The 16,283-nt window shown below is 44.0% G+C and carries 14 protein-coding genes; 5 read left to right on the forward strand and 9 right to left on the reverse strand.

Going from position 1 to position 16,283, the window contains the following annotated elements:
- The first annotated feature begins 169 nt into the window (after positions 1 to 169).
- Positions 170 to 523 (forward strand): hypothetical protein, encoded by a 354-nt coding sequence (locus tag F0228_RS01840; RefSeq protein ID WP_171761779.1) that lies wholly within the window; start codon positions 170 to 172, stop codon positions 521 to 523.
- A 100-nt stretch (positions 524 to 623) separates the two neighbouring features.
- Here the strand turns inward: F0228_RS01840 and F0228_RS01845 are convergent, their stop codons facing one another.
- The 5 genes from F0228_RS01845 to F0228_RS01865 form a co-directional block, all read right to left on the reverse strand.
- Complete coding sequence (locus tag F0228_RS01845) at positions 624 to 1,520, reverse strand: sigma-70 family RNA polymerase sigma factor (protein ID WP_061031021.1); 897 nt, start codon at positions 1,518 to 1,520, stop codon at positions 624 to 626.
- Between the two features lie 423 nt (positions 1,521 to 1,943).
- Entirely contained in the window at positions 1,944 to 2,276 is a 333-nt protein-coding gene (locus F0228_RS01850; RefSeq protein WP_105058134.1) for an Hpt domain-containing protein, read from the reverse strand.
- A complete protein-coding gene (locus tag F0228_RS01855; protein WP_105058135.1) occupies positions 2,270 to 3,859 on the reverse strand; it encodes a response regulator in 1,590 nt (529 codons plus the stop codon). The genes F0228_RS01850 and F0228_RS01855 overlap by 7 nt, the downstream gene beginning before the upstream one ends.
- A gap of 270 nt (positions 3,860 to 4,129) precedes the next feature.
- Complete coding sequence (locus tag F0228_RS01860) at positions 4,130 to 5,680, reverse strand: DHA2 family efflux MFS transporter permease subunit (protein ID WP_061031019.1); 1,551 nt, start codon at positions 5,678 to 5,680, stop codon at positions 4,130 to 4,132.
- 3 nt (positions 5,681 to 5,683) lie between these two features.
- Positions 5,684 to 6,748, reverse strand: a complete 1,065-nt coding sequence (locus F0228_RS01865) for an HlyD family secretion protein (protein WP_061031018.1) — start codon at positions 6,746 to 6,748, stop codon at positions 5,684 to 5,686.
- Between the two features lie 127 nt (positions 6,749 to 6,875).
- Between F0228_RS01865 and F0228_RS01870 the strand changes: the two genes are divergently transcribed.
- Entirely contained in the window at positions 6,876 to 7,778 is a 903-nt protein-coding gene (locus F0228_RS01870; protein ID WP_171761780.1) for a LysR family transcriptional regulator, read from the forward strand.
- 84 nt (positions 7,779 to 7,862) lie between these two features.
- Here the strand turns inward: F0228_RS01870 and F0228_RS01875 are convergent, their stop codons facing one another.
- From F0228_RS01875 to F0228_RS01890, 4 genes are all read right to left on the reverse strand, one after another.
- A complete protein-coding gene (locus F0228_RS01875; protein WP_171761781.1) occupies positions 7,863 to 10,175 on the reverse strand; it encodes a glycoside hydrolase in 2,313 nt (770 codons plus the stop codon).
- 118 nt (positions 10,176 to 10,293) lie between these two features.
- Complete coding sequence (locus F0228_RS01880; protein ID WP_171761782.1) at positions 10,294 to 11,112, reverse strand: DUF2861 family protein; 819 nt, start codon at positions 11,110 to 11,112, stop codon at positions 10,294 to 10,296.
- Complete coding sequence (locus F0228_RS01885; protein WP_116870710.1) at positions 11,109 to 11,759, reverse strand: response regulator transcription factor; 651 nt, start codon at positions 11,757 to 11,759, stop codon at positions 11,109 to 11,111. The genes F0228_RS01880 and F0228_RS01885 overlap by 4 nt, the downstream gene beginning before the upstream one ends.
- Positions 11,737 to 13,146: a DUF3404 domain-containing protein gene (locus F0228_RS01890; RefSeq protein WP_171761783.1), complete on the reverse strand. Its 1,410-nt coding sequence runs from the start codon at positions 13,144 to 13,146 to the stop codon at positions 11,737 to 11,739. The genes F0228_RS01885 and F0228_RS01890 overlap by 23 nt, the downstream gene beginning before the upstream one ends.
- A 275-nt stretch (positions 13,147 to 13,421) precedes the next feature.
- Between F0228_RS01890 and F0228_RS01895 the strand changes: the two genes are divergently transcribed.
- From F0228_RS01895 to F0228_RS01905, 3 genes are all read left to right on the forward strand, one after another.
- Positions 13,422 to 13,955: a YbhB/YbcL family Raf kinase inhibitor-like protein gene (locus F0228_RS01895; protein ID WP_105058141.1), complete on the forward strand. Its 534-nt coding sequence runs from the start codon at positions 13,422 to 13,424 to the stop codon at positions 13,953 to 13,955.
- A 34-nt stretch (positions 13,956 to 13,989) separates the two neighbouring features.
- The gene (locus F0228_RS01900) at positions 13,990 to 14,775 is read left to right on the forward strand and encodes a helix-turn-helix transcriptional regulator (RefSeq protein WP_171761784.1); all 786 of its coding nucleotides are present in this window, start codon (positions 13,990 to 13,992) and stop codon (positions 14,773 to 14,775) included.
- A gap of 131 nt (positions 14,776 to 14,906) precedes the next feature.
- Entirely contained in the window at positions 14,907 to 16,238 is a 1,332-nt protein-coding gene (locus F0228_RS01905) for a D-serine ammonia-lyase (protein ID WP_171761785.1), read from the forward strand.
- The last annotated feature ends 45 nt before the right edge of the window (positions 16,239 to 16,283 follow it).

Consider the following 16,283-nt stretch of genomic DNA (forward strand, 5'->3'; position numbering starts at 1 on the left):
CCGACAAGTAGATAGGGCAGCGTAAAGTTGCCCTGAGCAAAGCCATGTAGAGTGACCTTTGCATGGCTTTCTTATTTGTCGCTGAGATTCATTCTTTGGCTTCAAAAAGGTTGAGAATCCACAAGAATGTTCTTAGTTACTATAGAGAGAGTTAAAAAGGAGTGAGGGCATGTATCGTTATGTCAGTTCACCGCAAGCATCTAAATACATTGTGCCACCCCCACAACATCGAGAGCTATCAAATGTGGACGTGCCTGAGTGTGAATTAGAAATGCGTGAAATTCTAAATAACTGGTTTGCAGACGGATTGGCTCCAATTATTGAAAACGACCAGAGCTACATATCCGAGAGTGAACAAGCCAGGTTTGAGAAATTAAGTAACACGGTTGGTATGCTATTGAGAAACAAAGATTACTATTTTGCGGCGAAGCGAATTCTATCGTTGTGGGAGCAGAACCGCTTTGAGACCACTTATGTCAATTATCTAATCCTACGTAGTGAACGTACTACGCTTTATAGGTGACGTAGTATTGGTAACGCTATTGAGTTTTTTAGAAGGCAGCCACAAAAAAGGGCAAGCTTCTAAGCTCACCCTCCCAAAATCCAACTATATAGGCTTTGATTTATACCCATCCATCAAATTGCAGCCGCTTTTGAACCCTTTCAACCGCTTCTTTTTGCATCTGTCTTACTCGTTCATTGGAAACACTCACATCTAACATGCCTGCCACTTCAGATAGTGTCTTAACGTTATTATCAAACAGTCCAAAACGGTGAATTAAGACTTTCTGTAATTTAGACGGCAAAGTACCGATAATTTGCTCCAAAGCCTGCGTGAACGATTGAGCTTCCAAATCTTGCTGGGGATCGGGGATATCAAGACTTTCAAATTGCTCCAAAACTAATGGTGCATGGTTGATATCTACCGTGGTGGTCACATCGATAAAACCGCTCAGTGCGACAAGTTGATCAACGCGTTGAGGTTTAACTCCGGAATTGTCAGATAACTCTGTTATGGAAACCGATTTACGCATTTTTTTGCTTACATCGAGCTTCTTAGATGCAAGGCTATTTATCTCTTTGCAAACATGAGCGGGCAAACGAACCGTACGCCCCTTATTCATCAGGGCAGCTTCAATGTTTTCACGAATCCACCAAACGGCATAAGTCGAAAAACGATAGCCCGGTTCTGGGTCATACTTATCGATCGCTTTAATTAAACCAATGTTACCTTCTTCGATAAGATCGAGCAGTGTGAAGTTATTCCCTTTGCGCTTGAGAAAACTCTTTGCGATCTTAACAACAAGACGTAAATTCGACTCGATCATCACATCGCGAGCATTTTTGTCACCCTGACGATTTAAACGTGCGTAGTAAAGTTCATCTTCGCGAGATAGTAGGTCAATACCCACAATGTCCTTCAAGTATTGTGCATAAGGTTCTGCGTTGGCAGAAAATGATTCTGTAATGGGGGTGCCATCCGTGAGCCCCAGAACCGCAGCAATGTTCTCGTTGTTCATTTCCATGTCCTTATCTAACCGACTGAACGTTTTTTATTTTATTATTATGCCACTAAGCGATTAACGCGTGGTTTCATTAGAGTGTAGATAAGAGTTCTATCTTTACCAATAAATAAAATGCAACTTGGTATGTGAATGTCACAAATAACTCAACAAATAATTAACTAGGTTACATTCTACTGATAGGTGGAATTTCAGAATAAAAACAAAAAGATAAGCCTTTTATAAAGGGGTGTTATGTGTATGGGTTCTAGATAAGTTACGTGAATTTATAGTCGGTGAGAAGGGCATAAATTATTCACGAAAATGACAAGTGTAGAGGTTCTGTGATTCTACAAAACCTCAACACTGATCGTTATTTGGTGGTGGGACAAAATGGAGTCAGCGGGACGACTTCTTTGATTAATAGGGACGACATCCAGATTAATAGGTGCTGAGCACTTCATCGATTTGTTGATTAATAATTTTCATCTCACTGTAGATGAGTAAAAGGTCATCAGCTTCAGGAGCAACTTTGTTAAACGTGTTTTGTTCAACTCTTTCGAGGGCAACTGTTGCTGTCTCTTCCCCGAAGCTGGCTAAAATGCCTTTTAAGGTATGCACCGTGAAATGAAGCTTGCCCCAATCTTGCTGTTGCACCAGTTCTTCGATCTCTTGTAATGAATTACCATGGTCTTCTTGGTAGGTTGATAACACGGCAAAAATGACATCTCTGTCATTGTCGAGGTAGGCATTTAAAGCATCAAAATCTAGCATATAGACTCCTGTCGGCTGCATGTTGAAAATGGGCTGGGCGGCTTAGTGGAATAACCATATTTTGATGAGTCACTAATCCATTGATTCCATCTAGGAGGAAGGTCTAGCTGAATAAGATCTTCCACGTATTCGTCGCTAAGGTTTGTTTCAACGCATGCGTTATTGACAGCGTAAAGATAGTCTAGCTTAGCGGCGACTGAGTAGGGGTAATTGGTAATAAAGTCGCGTAGCTCTTGGAGCGAACCTGAGTCTTCGATGTTGATACAGTTCGAAGGATCGTCTTTGCGAGATTCCAGTTTATCGTTTATTGTCTCACCGCGTGATTTCAAACACTCCTCAACGATGTGATACAAAGAGTATTCACCAAAGTGGCAGAGCAAAGGCAGAAGTTGCGATAGCAGTGAAGTCGGTTGATTGTAAAACTGATTAGCTAACAATGTAGTTGCTCGTATCACTTTTTTGTGTGCAACGAACGGGCTGCCTTCAATCAACAATATATTGCTATGAAAGAGGGCGAGGCTTGCTAACACTTGTTGTTGAAGCGTGGCGGGAAGCTTCAAATTGACCAGCTCGGTAAATTGGTTGGCATGCTCAAGCAAAAGACGCTTATTCTGTACTTGAGTTTCTCTTTGGTACGTCGCTTTAAGAGAATCGAAGTGAGTTCTAATAGAATGTATTACGTCGATATCGGCGGGTGAAATATGACTTGCGTACATCTCACCAAGCTTAATAAGCATGTGTGTATTGTCAGCGTTCTCAGCCAAATCGATCGCTCTGATTGCGCGATGGCTAATACTTGGCGTCATCTCAAATGCGCGAATAGCCAACTTTAACGCGGGCAGTAGCATGTTGTGTTTTTCATAAATGCAGCTGAGGCAATCAATCACGTTTAACGATAGTGGTTGCACGATAAGGTAGTTGTGCAGTTTCTCTATTGCCAAGTTCGGCTTTCCCAAGCTGTCTAGAATTAAGGCTTCTGCGACCAATTTGGTTGGGTGCATGTTAGTTTTAGAGTGAGTGATGAGACTAGAGAGCAGTTGCCACTTCTTCCCAGCGATCAAGTGCTCAATCAGTGTTGCTTCGAATTGAACGTTGGATTTCTCGCTGGTTATTTCTAATGCCTGTTTGAGTAATTCCGGTGTGGTAATGGGATATAGATGATTGAGTTGGTCTATTTGTCTTGACTCGAATACGGCACTTTTGATCTTTTTACCTAATGCCTGAGTGTTAATTGGCTTAGAGATAAAATGGTGAGCCTCCCCTGATAGGGCGGTAAGCACGGTTTCTTGACGCATATCTCCAGAGAGTAAAATCGTCGCAACCGTGTGGTCGATAAGTCGATTACGATACAGAATACCTAGTAGCTCAAAGCCGGTAAAAGATTGCTCTAAGTGGTAATCAATGAGAAGTACATGAAACGCATGCGTTTCGACAGCCTTAATGGCTTGTCGATAATCCGTCGCAATGAAAATACACTCGTGGGCAATACCTAAACTAGCTAGCTGTTGTTTGATCAGAATCGTCGCGCTTTTAGAGTCGTCGACAATTAAAACCCTTAGGTCTCCTGGTAAGGTCAAATCCATTTTCCTTTATACCAAATGATATTTTTAATTTAGGTGTCAGGTTGCACATTGTCAAGGTGCTCAGCTCACATCTATATAGTCAATAAGCTATTGGTAACTAAAGAATATTCACAAACCATTGACAGTGTTTCTTTGCGGCTACTGTTTTTCCATAAATTTTGTGAGGTTAACACTTGTTTGATCAAAAGAGGCAAGCGGTTAGGCTTGCCTCTTTGTTTAATTGGAACGGTATTTATCTACGATTCAAACGGTATTTGTAAGCCTTAAAACTTAATCACGCATACTAAGAATTAACACTGCAGCTAATGCCAAGAATGCGGTCATCATGAGAAACACATCATTGTAGGCCATGATAGCTGCGTCACGTTGCATGGTTCCTAACAGGCTTGCCTGTGCTTGTTGCATCGCTGTCGCGGCATCACTGCCAGATTGGATAAAGAACGCTTGTTGATCTTTGAGTGTTTGCCAACCTAACTGACTTACTGAAGGTAGTGACTCTTTAATATGTGCTAGATGCTCACGTGTCTTGTTGTCCAAAAGGGTAGCGATGATCGCAATACTGAACGCCCCGCCTAGGTTACGCATAACGTTAGTTAGTGTAGAGGCGTCAGGCGTATCCATTTTGCTGATGTTCTTCATCGCCACTAAAGAGAGCGGAACCATGATGAACGGGCTACCAATTGCACGCAATACCATAGATAAGATCAACTGTTGCCCACCAAAATCAATGGTCATGTGGGTATTTACGTAACAACTGAAACCAAACATCGCGAAGCCAAAGGTCACTAAGTATTTCGGCTTAATGATTTGAGTCAGCTTAGGTACGATTGGAAATATCAACAGTTGAGGAAAACCCATCCACATGAGTACTTCGCCGATCTCCATCGCGTTGTATTGCTGAATCTGTGTCAGATACATTGGCAACACGTAGATAGACCCAAGCAACGCCATCCCTAGAATGAGGTAAGCGATACAAGACATCGCAAACTGCCCATTTCGTAATAGCCGTAAGTTGACCAATGGTTTTTTGTGTTGAAGCTCATTTATGACGAAGTAGACTAAGCTCACTGCAGAGATAATGCTCAACGTAATGATAAAGCTTGAACTGAACCATTCTTCACGGTTGCCTTCTTCTAGCACCACTTCTAAACAACCAAGTCCAAGTGCCATGGTAGCGATACCGAACCAATCGGCTTTCTTCAGCGTACCCAGGTCGAGCTTTTCATCATCCAAGCCGTATCGGATCATGGTGATCACGAGCAGGGCTGGTGGGATGTTGATGTAGAAAATGTAATGCCACGAGAAGTTCTCGGTTAACCAGCCACCAAACGTTGGGCCAATAGATGGAGCAAACGTCGCAGTAACACCAAACAGAGCCATGCCGACAGCACGCTTGTTAATGGGCAGTAGTTGAATGACCAGTGAGAAGGCGAGTGGTATTAAAGCACCACCACTAAAACCTTGCATTGCACGGAACACGATCATCGAGGTCATGTTCCACGAGAACGAACACAGCAACGATGAAATAGTGAAGATAGCCGTGGTCCATGTTAGGTAACGACGTTTACCTAATGCTTTTGAAAGCCAACCACTGAGAGGAATAGCGATCATTTCTGCGACTAGATAAGAGGTCGAGATCCATGAACTTTCATCCAGGGTAGCAGATAGCGCACCTTGAATATCTTTAAGAGACGAGTTGGTGATCTGGATATCCAAGATAGCCATAAACGCACCGATCAAGCCGCCAAATAGGGCGATCCAATGGCGAGTTGATACTTTGTCCTCATCATGAGTTGAGTTGATAACACCAGCGCTGCTCATGGTCTAGCCTCGTTTATCGATGGTCGCAACCACAGACAAACCAGGAAGCAATCGACCTTTTAACCCTTGCTGGTCTGGAATCGTAATTTTTACGGGTACACGTTGAACGATCTTCGTGAAGTTACCTGTTGCGTTCTCTGGTGGAAGTAGTGCGAACTTAGCACCAGTTGCAGGTGAGAAGCTATCGACAACACCTTCAAGCGGTTGTCCTGGGAAAGCGTCGAGTTCGACTTCAACCGTTTGGCCTTTGTGAATGCCACTAAGTTGCGTCTCTTTGAAGTTCGCCTCAATCCACACTTGGTTGTTTGGCACTAAGCTCATAAGTGGAGCACCAGCTTGAATCAACAAGCCTTCACGTACGCTTCGTTTACCAATTACACCGTCTGTTGGTGCGTAAACTTTGGTGTAATCAAGGTTTAGCTGAGCCTGTTCTTGTTGTGCTTGGGCTTCAGTGACCGAAGCTTTGGCTTGTTCTATCTCGCTGGCAATTACGGTTAATTGATCATTGCTAGCCACAAGGTTTGCTTTTGCTTCCTCTAAGTCCGCAAGAGTCACTTTTTGTTGAGCGACCATGCTATCGACTTCATCTTGAGAAGCATAATTACGTTTTAACAGGCTACGCGAGCGCTGCACTTGTTGAATCGCACGTTCGTATTCTGCTTCTGCTGAATCGACGCCACTTTCTGCTTGACTAATTTTGCTACGTTGTAACGTCTGTTGGGCGATAAGGTTCTTTACGTCAGACTGAACGACGGCTAGGTGAGCATTAGCCTGAGCAAGCGTTGCTTGGTAGTCACGATCATCGATTTGAACCAATAGATCGCCTTCCTTAACAGATTGGTTGTCCGTTACATAGGACTTAACGATATAGCCAGATACCTTAGGGCTGATATTGGTAATGTCGCCTTGTAGGTAGGCATTATCGGTCGACTCAAAGTACTGACCGTAACCGTACCAATATCCAGCGCCAGCTAAACCCAATGACAGCATGATCGCAGTGGCAATAAGCGGGGCTTTTTTACGTTTTTTTGTGCTTACTGGTTGCGAAGCGGTGTTGTTCTCTGCCATTTCTCTTTTCTCATTTTGTTTTTATTTGGATGTAACGAATTGTAAATGAATCTGATTGATTGATAAGATAGGAAAAAAGGGAAACACTGTTGCAAAAATCTTACTAATTATAGTTTTCGGAGGTCTTATGGACTTAAATGCTGTGACTGTTTTCACACAAGTGGTTGATTGTGGGAGTTTTACGCATGCTGCTGAAACGTTGAACATGACGAAATCAACAGTGAGTCGAAAATTAGCAGAGCTAGAACAGCATTTAGGTGTGAGGCTGATCACTCGTTCGACTCGCAGTTTGATACTCACGCCTGAAGGAGAGCGCTTCTATCAGTCGAGCCTTCAAATGCAAGAGATCATGAATCAAGCGGAGTTAGAAGTCTCTGCAAACCAAGACTTGATTCGTGGTCCATTGAATGTAGTACTACCGGTAGAGTTGGGTCATCAAGTACTTGCTAAATACATCCATAGCTTTCTGCTTGAATACCCGAATGTGACGATGAACTTGGAGCTAACCAACCGAGAAGTTGACATCATCGGCGAAGGGATCGACCTGTACGCGCAGATTGGTGAGCTGGTTGATTCAAGTTTAGTTTCTCGATACCTAACAACCTCTAAACGTGTGTTAGTGGCGAGCCCTAAATATCTAGAACAAGTTGGCCCAATACACACGCCAAAGGACCTTAAGATTCCTTTTCGCATGATAGAGGTGGTAAACAAAGCCGCACGTTTACCTAAGTGGGAATTGCAATTAGGTGATGGGGAGTCTGAATTGATTCAGCTACCAAGCCAACTCCGGGTAAACACGATTACCGCGTGTTTAACGGCCTGTGTCGATGGCCTAGGGCTAGCAGTGTTACCTGAGTTCATCTGTCGGGAGCATTTCAAGACGGGTCGACTGGTGAAGCTGCTGCCGGAATACGACATGCCACAAGTTTCGGTAAGCTTGGTGTATGCCGACAGACAATTAATGCCGAAACGCAAGAAGGTGTTTATCGATTATCTACTCACAGCGTTTCAGAGTGAGAAGCGCAAGTAGCTTGGTTAGCTTAATCTTAGCTTTATTAAGGTAAGCTAACCCCCTTGGTTTTCTGCTAACAGCTAAGGGACTAAATTAATCACTTTAGTTAAGTTCGGCTTTCCACTTTATGACTTCTCCATTGCTTAATATCGCATTGATGGAAGCCGAAGCCACATCGATGTCGCCTTTATCAAACACTTGGTCTGAGAAGTTGGCGATGATCTTACTGCCATCACTGAACATGGTTTGTTGGACGGTACCGTTGCTATTTAACCATGAGAAATTAATCAACGCTTTATTCCACAGCTGTTCATGTATCGGGTCAAACCCATCTTGATAGTGTTTTAAGGTTTTGAGCCTTGGGCTTGTACTTTTCACAGCTTCGTCTCTGGTTAAGTGCACCATCGCGGGCGTGTTATACAACATGGCTGTTAAGTCACGGTTGGTTTTCACATTGGTAAACTTGAGACTGTCTGAGTGCCAATGGTGCGTATTAATCACTTCATCATGAAATACAGTTTGGTATAGCGGGACGCGATATTGAGGCGAAAACAGTAGTGACTTGTACGGCTCTTTAACCTTTGCCGGTTTGAAGAAAAAGTCGGGCTTATGATCAGGATACCAGCGACCCAAAAAGTAGGGGGACTGGCGATTTTGTTTCATCTCTTTATCTGTCCACCCGAATCCAACCGTTTCTAAGCCGTGCGCAAATGCAATGCCTTTGGTGGTTAAGCTGTTGCCGTCTTCGGAGCCCAATACGAGAGATGATTGCTCGCTTAGCCACTGCATTCGGTTGTTAAAAGCGGAAAGCATCTGCGATTCACTGGTATTGTCACTGTAGTCTTCACGTGCCATTGCGGTCGCATCGACATCTAAAAATAAACTATTGAAGTGCCCAAAGTTCATGATGTCTTTAGCGCGCTGTTTTACGTAGTCCAAATGGCAATTAGGGTTTAAGTAGAAGCCGTTACCACGAAATCCTTTTTTCAATGCCCCATCAGCTTGTTCAATTGCGCATGTTTTTCGTATTGGATCTGGTAGCTGGGCGGTTAACCAGCTGTCATTTAATTGAGCCGGTATTGCGGTGTTATAGGAGTCGTAAGTCCCAACCAAGTAACCAGATTGTTTGGCTAACTCGACCGCGTTTGGCTGATAAAATGCAGGCATCCAGTTATCAAAGCCCAACCAAAGCTTGTTTAATCCGGCGTTGTTTAGATTATCGATCATGCCGGATGATAAGGCTTGCCCCCAAGTATCTGGTGAGTTAAGAAATGACGACGCGTGTTCAGACAACCAGTTTTTTCGATTTTGCGCCGCGATGTATTGCGCCTCAATCGTGTTATCAGCGAGTGTCGGGGATGCGACGGGGTATAAGCTTTGTAGATATTGGCTAATAGAATCCAACAGCAACTGTTTATGATATCGGCTCAAGCAGTCCTTACCTTTAGACAAAGTGGATAGCTCACGCTTAGCTTCATCGGATATGTTGAGCTTAGAGCGTTCAAAGTACCACTCTTTTAGTCCCCACCAGTCTTTCACATCTTGGATACTCAAAGGATCTTTACCAAACAGGTAGACATGACTTGCACCAACCAGCTTGCTAATATCTGGATTACGCGCTTGCTTTGAGGCTAGTGATTCTGACAACCCATTGGCGATGCGCCAGTCGCGGTATTGCTTGGCACCATCGAGCATTGAATCGCCAAGCGTGATACGTACAGCAAAAGGTTGTGACTGATTTAGCGCGGTGAACTGATGCGATGCGCTCATATCGATAAGGGACTTGTTTTTAGAGTCCGATTCAGACGTTACATCATTAAAAAACAGTTGGTTATTGGTTGGGTTGATCAATTGGTAGCTGATGAATTGATCGCTCTGTTGTGTGGTCCAAAACGGCATCTTTAGGTCTTGAGTGGTGTTACTTCCAGAGTGGTTATTGGCGAGATAATTCGCCCATCGCTTATTGTTGGTAGGCACGCGCATACCTTCACTAAAGGGCAGCAGCAGTGTTTGTGTTTCTTGTTCCGCAAGGTTGAACCACGCTAGTTCTATTGGTTGATTGCGCTTTACCTTGATATCGGAAGGTAGCGTGAATTGGAGGTCAAGTTCACCTTGATTTAACTCTGCGGTTACTGCGATACGGCTTGGCATTAACGTCCAAGCGGCACTGGTTGAATCCTTGGTTATCTCGGCCACTGTTTGAGGGATACGGTTAACGGTTAGCGAAGCACTGTTAATGCTTAGGTCATTCCAATCTATCGTGAGCGTTTCTGGTGATATCGAAACGATGTCGTTGGCGGTGTGGTCGGCAAGTATTAACTCGTTCGCTTGAGCATGTGTTGAAAAAGCACAAGCGGCGAATACGGCCAAAATGGCACAAGATGTAGTATTAAATTTGTGGTGGATACTAAGCATATCGATATTCCGTAAAGAGTAAGTACGGTTATTACATCTGAGATGCGTTAGTGTTTTGTCACCTATATGTCTCTATTTTTACACCGAACAACTATCAGTATCTTGTTGTGGTAGGACTTCAGAAGGGCACCGCAACACGCTGAACATATTGGATTTCAATCGCGCCTTGGTATTCATACTTTTCTACAGAGGCACTCAAGTGGCTAGCTTTACCTACTGATGGGCTTTCTGTAGGAACAGCGACGTGTTTTGCTTTGATCGGCACTTTGAAACCTAACATGTTGTAGTTTTCATCAAACCATTGCCAACTTACATTGGTGCTAGGGCAGTTATCGATTACCTCTGGCGGCGTGACCACAACGTGTGCATTCTCAAGCTTATTCTCCAGTGCTAACCAGCGATTGCTGTCATCTAAAGCGACTACAAGTGGGTAGTTGTTCGTCCCAACGGTTAATTGATAGACACCAGATTCAGGCTTAATGAACATCTCATTGGTTTCGATTTCTTGATAGTCGACGCCCGGGTTGAACTGTCCTTCAATCATCGTAAGACCATCAGGAGCGATGAGTGTGACTGGCTGTGCTTTTTTATTTAGATCACTGCTGCGTGGCTCGGCTGAGATTTTAATCTGATAGCCTTGTGACGAAAGACCGTAACGTTTAATAAAACTCACTTGGATGTGGTAGGTGGGTACATCGCTTTGTTTAAGTGTTCTTCCACATTGAGTTCTAGTGAGTATTTCTTGTTTTACGGGCAGCCAAAGGTGACTATCAAGCGATTCTTGATTGAGTGCGATTTGTAACTCTTGCCATGCAAGCTGCGGTTGCTCATTAAGTAGCGATTGATAAGATCGTTGTAAAGGTGTCTCTGTAAACCAAGTCGCATGACTCGCAAACGGTAACACACACAGCAAAGCGGTTAACGATGTTACTTTCATTTCGAATCCCCAACTAAACGATAACCAACACCGCGGTGAGTTTCTAAGTGGAGTGTCGGCAATTTCTGACGCAAGCGGAGTATGTGATTGTCCACGGTTCGGGTGCTTGGAAAGGCTTGATAGCCCCAAATTTTGTTGAGCAGTTCGTCTCGATGAAACACCCGCCCTTGGTTTTGAATAAACAGAACCAGTAACTGAAATTCCTTAGGTTTAAGTGCGATTGGGCTTTCATCCAGATACGCGATTCTTTCTGACAAGTTGATTTGGATGTCGGCGTAATTTAGGTGGCTCACACCCAGCGGACGCAGTTGAGTGATGACCCGCGCGAGCAGCTCTTCATTAGAAAAAGGCTTGGTCACATAATCTTTTGCTCCAGCCATTAAGCCTTCAACACGCTGTTGAACTTCTACTTTCGCGGTTAATACGATCACGGGTAGTGCTTTAAGAAGTAACCAGTTTGGCAGGTGTTGTAAGCTGTCGCCGTCCTCAAGTTGCCTATCAAGCACCACGAGGTCGGCTCGTAACCAAAGCTTATTGGCATGCGCAGCTTCTTGTGCCCAAAGGCATTGATAACCATTGGACTCAAAGAAGCTGACTAGGCCTTGTCCAAGTAGTGGATCATCTTCAATCAGCAGTAGGGTGTTCATAAGCTATTTCCAAAATACATCGGGTTGGATTACGGAGAATAATGAGGCGTCCATTCGCCTGTTTCATCAAGTGTTCGACAATGGTGAGTCCAATACCCATGTTATCGTGTCTATGCGCATCATTTGGAGTGACTCGGGACAAGGTTCGTTCTAAGAATGAAGGGAAATGTCCTTGATCTTGGACCTCAATTCTTAACTTGTCAGCAAGGGTAACGGTCACTAACACATTACCTTTGCCGTGTTGCTTAGCGTTCTTGATCAAGTTATCTAAGCAAATGGTCAGCCAGTAATAGGGCAGGTTAAGCTCTACTTCGCCGGAATCACATTGATAGCCGATGTTGTGCTTTTCGCATACATGTTCAAGCCACTCTTCGAGAGAAGCGTTTTGCTTTAATAGAGGTTCGGCGTTTTCTGTGCTCAAGTAAACCTTACTGTTTTCAGTCAGTTGAGATAGCCTCTGATAGTCAGATATTAAACGCCAAACTGCATCTTGAGTGGCATCAGGGAACTCGTCATAGCGATTTCTGAACATTTCGACGGTTAAACCAAGGCTGGTAATTGGTGTGCGAAGTTCATGAGTCAGTAGCTGCAACACAAACTGTCTCTCTTTACGCTGTTTTGTTCTTAGAAATAGCGATCTTGCTAGTATTGAAAATAGAACAATCAGTAAAGAGAAGATCATCACTTTCATGAAAAGAGTGTCGTTGTTCGTTTCACTCATGCAGAGATTACTGTATCGAAACGAACAGCTTTCTCCAGATAAGGTCATGCCTTGTTGGTTCGCAATTGGCTTCCAAACATCCTGCGAGACCACTTTCCAACCTTGCTCACCACTTAACCAAAGTACATCACCTTGTTGCCAGGCTCGGTATCCATCAAGCAGCGCTTCCCTTCCTTCTGCTGTTAAGGGTTGTAGTTTGGTGTACAGCGGGTGCAGTGGGTTGGTAATCGTTAAAAACGGGTGAATCTGTTCGCTTGTCTCTGGGTAATGCGCCACATAACGGTCCGCGAAACTTCCACCAGCAGGGTGTTTTTTAGAATGGGCGGCAAACCAGATTGAATCTAAGGTTTGTTGCTGACATAAAGCAAGCTCGAACTCGATGGCATCGTTTAACGCAGAATTAGAAGGTTCAATCGCTTGGCATGTTTGCTGAATCTCAGCCAATAAAGCAATATCTTGCCATGTGAATTTTTTGAAATTTGGGTAACGGCTGTTGTCTTGAAGCAGAGCCTTTGGGTAATGAGATAACTCTTGCTGAGAAACAAAGATCGGAGACGCCTGCCAACTCAATTGGTACAGGGACTGCCATTTATCTTGCAAGCTTTGGGCGTTGGCTAGCGTAGGGAGCCAAAAGATCAAACAAAGGGCTAATGTCAGCCTGCGCATCCAGTTATTCTCATTAAAAGTCATTAGCGCGAGTCTAAAGAATTTTGCTCGAGATTTGTAACCTGAATGTCAACAAGTGTCCCCACTTTATCAATTTGTGACCGCGAGTCGCGAAATTAGCGATACATCATCAATCGATGATTTCTTAAAATAATGGTTCTAAAGTGCAGAAAGTATCATTTATTTGAATTTGATTAGATAATTATGTACTTACTGTTACTTATTAAAGGGTGGAACTGATTATACTGGATTTAAACCTAACAAGAGGAATCATCATGAGAACAATGATCAGATCAGTATTGGCAGCGAGCATCTTGGCTGCAAGCTCAGTTCACGCATTTGAATTAACCAGTAACGATATTCAAGAAGGTCACCCAATGGCCAAGACGTTTGAATACTCTAGTTGGGGTTGTGATGGTGAGAACTTATCACCTCAACTAATGTGGAAAGACGCACCGGCAGGCACCAAAAGTTTTGCAATCACGGCTTATGACCCAGACGCACCAACCGAAAGTGGTTTTTGGCATTGGGTTGCATTTGATATTCCAGCAACCGTGAATGAATTACCTCGCGCAGCGGACATTACGAAGTTGGGTGGTAAGGAAGGGCGCATCGATTACGGAACGGTCGGTTTTGGTGGCGCTTGCCCTCCTGAGAAAGACGGCATGCATCGTTATCAATTTACGGTTTGGGCGCTACCAACTGATAAGTTAAACCTCGATGAGAATACACCATCAGCTGTCGTGGGCTTTACACTGAATAGCATGGCGCTAGACAAAGCAAGGTTAACAGCAACTTACACCCGTTAATTTGCTATAGACAAACAACAAATAAGGGGATGAGATGAATCATCAATATCAAGTGACAGTGTTTCGAGCTGAGCAGTTACAAAAGCTGCGTAATGTGAGGATTCTATCCCCTAGTATTATTCAGATCATCACGGGCAGTAAGCGTTTGTTTTGGAAAGACTCAGCAGCAGAGCTTACTCATTCTGAGTTGTTGCTGTGTGAAGCTTCGGCATCATTGAGTTTTGAGAATATGCCACATAAAGGGCGATTTCTGTCCCGCGTGTTTAGTTTTCATTTTCAACCCACTCAAGCGATGCTCGAACTGAGTGAACAATGTGCTGCCGAATTTGAATACCCCACTATAGAAACAGACCGCAGTTTACAAGATACTTTAAATGCGTTGTTTACGTTTGATCGTCAAAGTATGAGTGAAACCACACAGCAATTTTGGTTGCAAGGTTTGTATCAACAGCTTGCAGAGAAGGGTGTATTACATCGGTTGTTTACCCGTTCAAACGTCTCTTTCAGCCAAAAACTCAGTCATTACCTATCTCATTCACCAGACGAGAAACACTCTTTAGAAGACGTTGCAGAGCGTTTTGCAATGAGTCGTGCGACGTTAATCCGTAAGCTCAAACTCGAAGGAATGCAATATCGTGAGGTATTAGCAGAAGTGCGTTTGAGCCATGCTTTGTATCTTATGCAAAATGGCCAACACAATGTCACGATGCTTGCTCAATCTTGTGGTTACCAATCTGAAGGACGTTTTAGTCAGCGCTTTAAGGGTAAGTTTGGTCTGTCGCCAAGTGAATACATTAAGACGGTTGCCTCAAGGGCATAGTAAGGGAAATAGCATCTGCTGACGGCAGGCACAAGTATCGGTTATTGAATCATTTCTCGATTACGGCTCTAATAGGGTGTACACCAAGTGATTGAAATCGCCCAGAACGCTTAATACCAGAGAAGGTAGCCATGAACGAACTGAATCTAAATAACCTCACCAACGACTTTCCATTACTAAATAAGCTTATGGCGTTCGAAGAGGTGGTTTGGTTTAACCCAAATGTCACAACACTAGACCAAGGGTTACCTTATGTCGGCTTGGATGAGAAAGACATTCATGATGCGAGTTTACGCTTACAACGATTCGCCCCTTACCTTGCAAAAGCATTTCCTGAAACTCAATTATCCAATGGCATCATTGAATCGGATGTTGTTGATATTCCAACGATGAAAACAGCATTGGAGGCGTATTATCAATTGCCGATAAAAGGGCGGTTGATGATGAAGAAAGACAGTCACTTGCCTATCTCTGGGTCTATCAAAGCCCGTGGCGGCATATATGAGGTACTGACTCACGCTGAGAAACTCGCGTTTGAAGCTGGGTTACTAAGTGAAAGCGATGATTACAGCAAATTGCTAGAACCCGAGTTTCGTGAGTTCTTTAAGCAATACAGTATTGCGGTAGGTTCAACAGGGAACCTAGGCATGTCAATTGGTATCATGAGCGCGAAATTAGGCTTTACCGTATCCGTTCATATGTCTGCCGATGCGAGAGCGTGGAAGAAGAACAAACTGCGTGAGCACGGCGTAAATGTGGTTGAGTATGAGCAAGATTACGGCGTTGCGGTTGAACAAGGACGAAAAGAAGCTGAATTGGATCCTAGTTGTTTCTTCATTGACGATGAAAACTCGAAGACACTGTTCCTTGGATATTCTGTGGCCGGAGAAAGGCTAAAGCAGCAATTTGCTCAGCAGCAGATTGTCGTCGACGAAGCGCACCCGCTGTTTGTCTACCTACCATGTGGTGTAGGCGGCGGCCCCGGTGGTGTGGCATTTGGTTTGAAGATGGCATTTGGCGACCATGTTCATTGTCTGTTCGCCGAGCCTACGCATTCACCTTGTATGTTGTTAGGCGTTCACACCGGTTTGCATGACGAGATTGCAGTACAAGATCTTGGTATTGATAACCTTACTGCAGCTGATGGGTTAGCCGTGGGCCGAGCGTCAGGCTTTGTTGGCAGAGCAATGGAGCGCTTATTGGATGGTTACTACACATTAACGGATGAACGCATGTATCAATTGTTAGGTCAATTGAATCAAGCAGAAGCCATCAAACTAGAGCCCTCTGCATTAGCAGGCATGCCAGGGCCTATCCATGTAGAACACAACACTGAATATATGACGAGATTAGGTATTGATGGTTCGACGTTATCCAACAGCACGCATCTTGTTTGGGCGACGGGTGGAGGCATGGTACCTGAACAAGAAATGGCGATGTATCTTGGCAAGTCATCTATTTAATAGGTAGAGATACAAATGCGGGTGGTAGTTGAAAGCTCCTAAATC

The sequence above is a fragment of the Vibrio sp. 99K-1 genome (genome assembly GCF_013114585.1).
Classification (GTDB): Bacteria; Pseudomonadota; Gammaproteobacteria; order Enterobacterales; family Vibrionaceae; genus Vibrio; species Vibrio chagasii_B.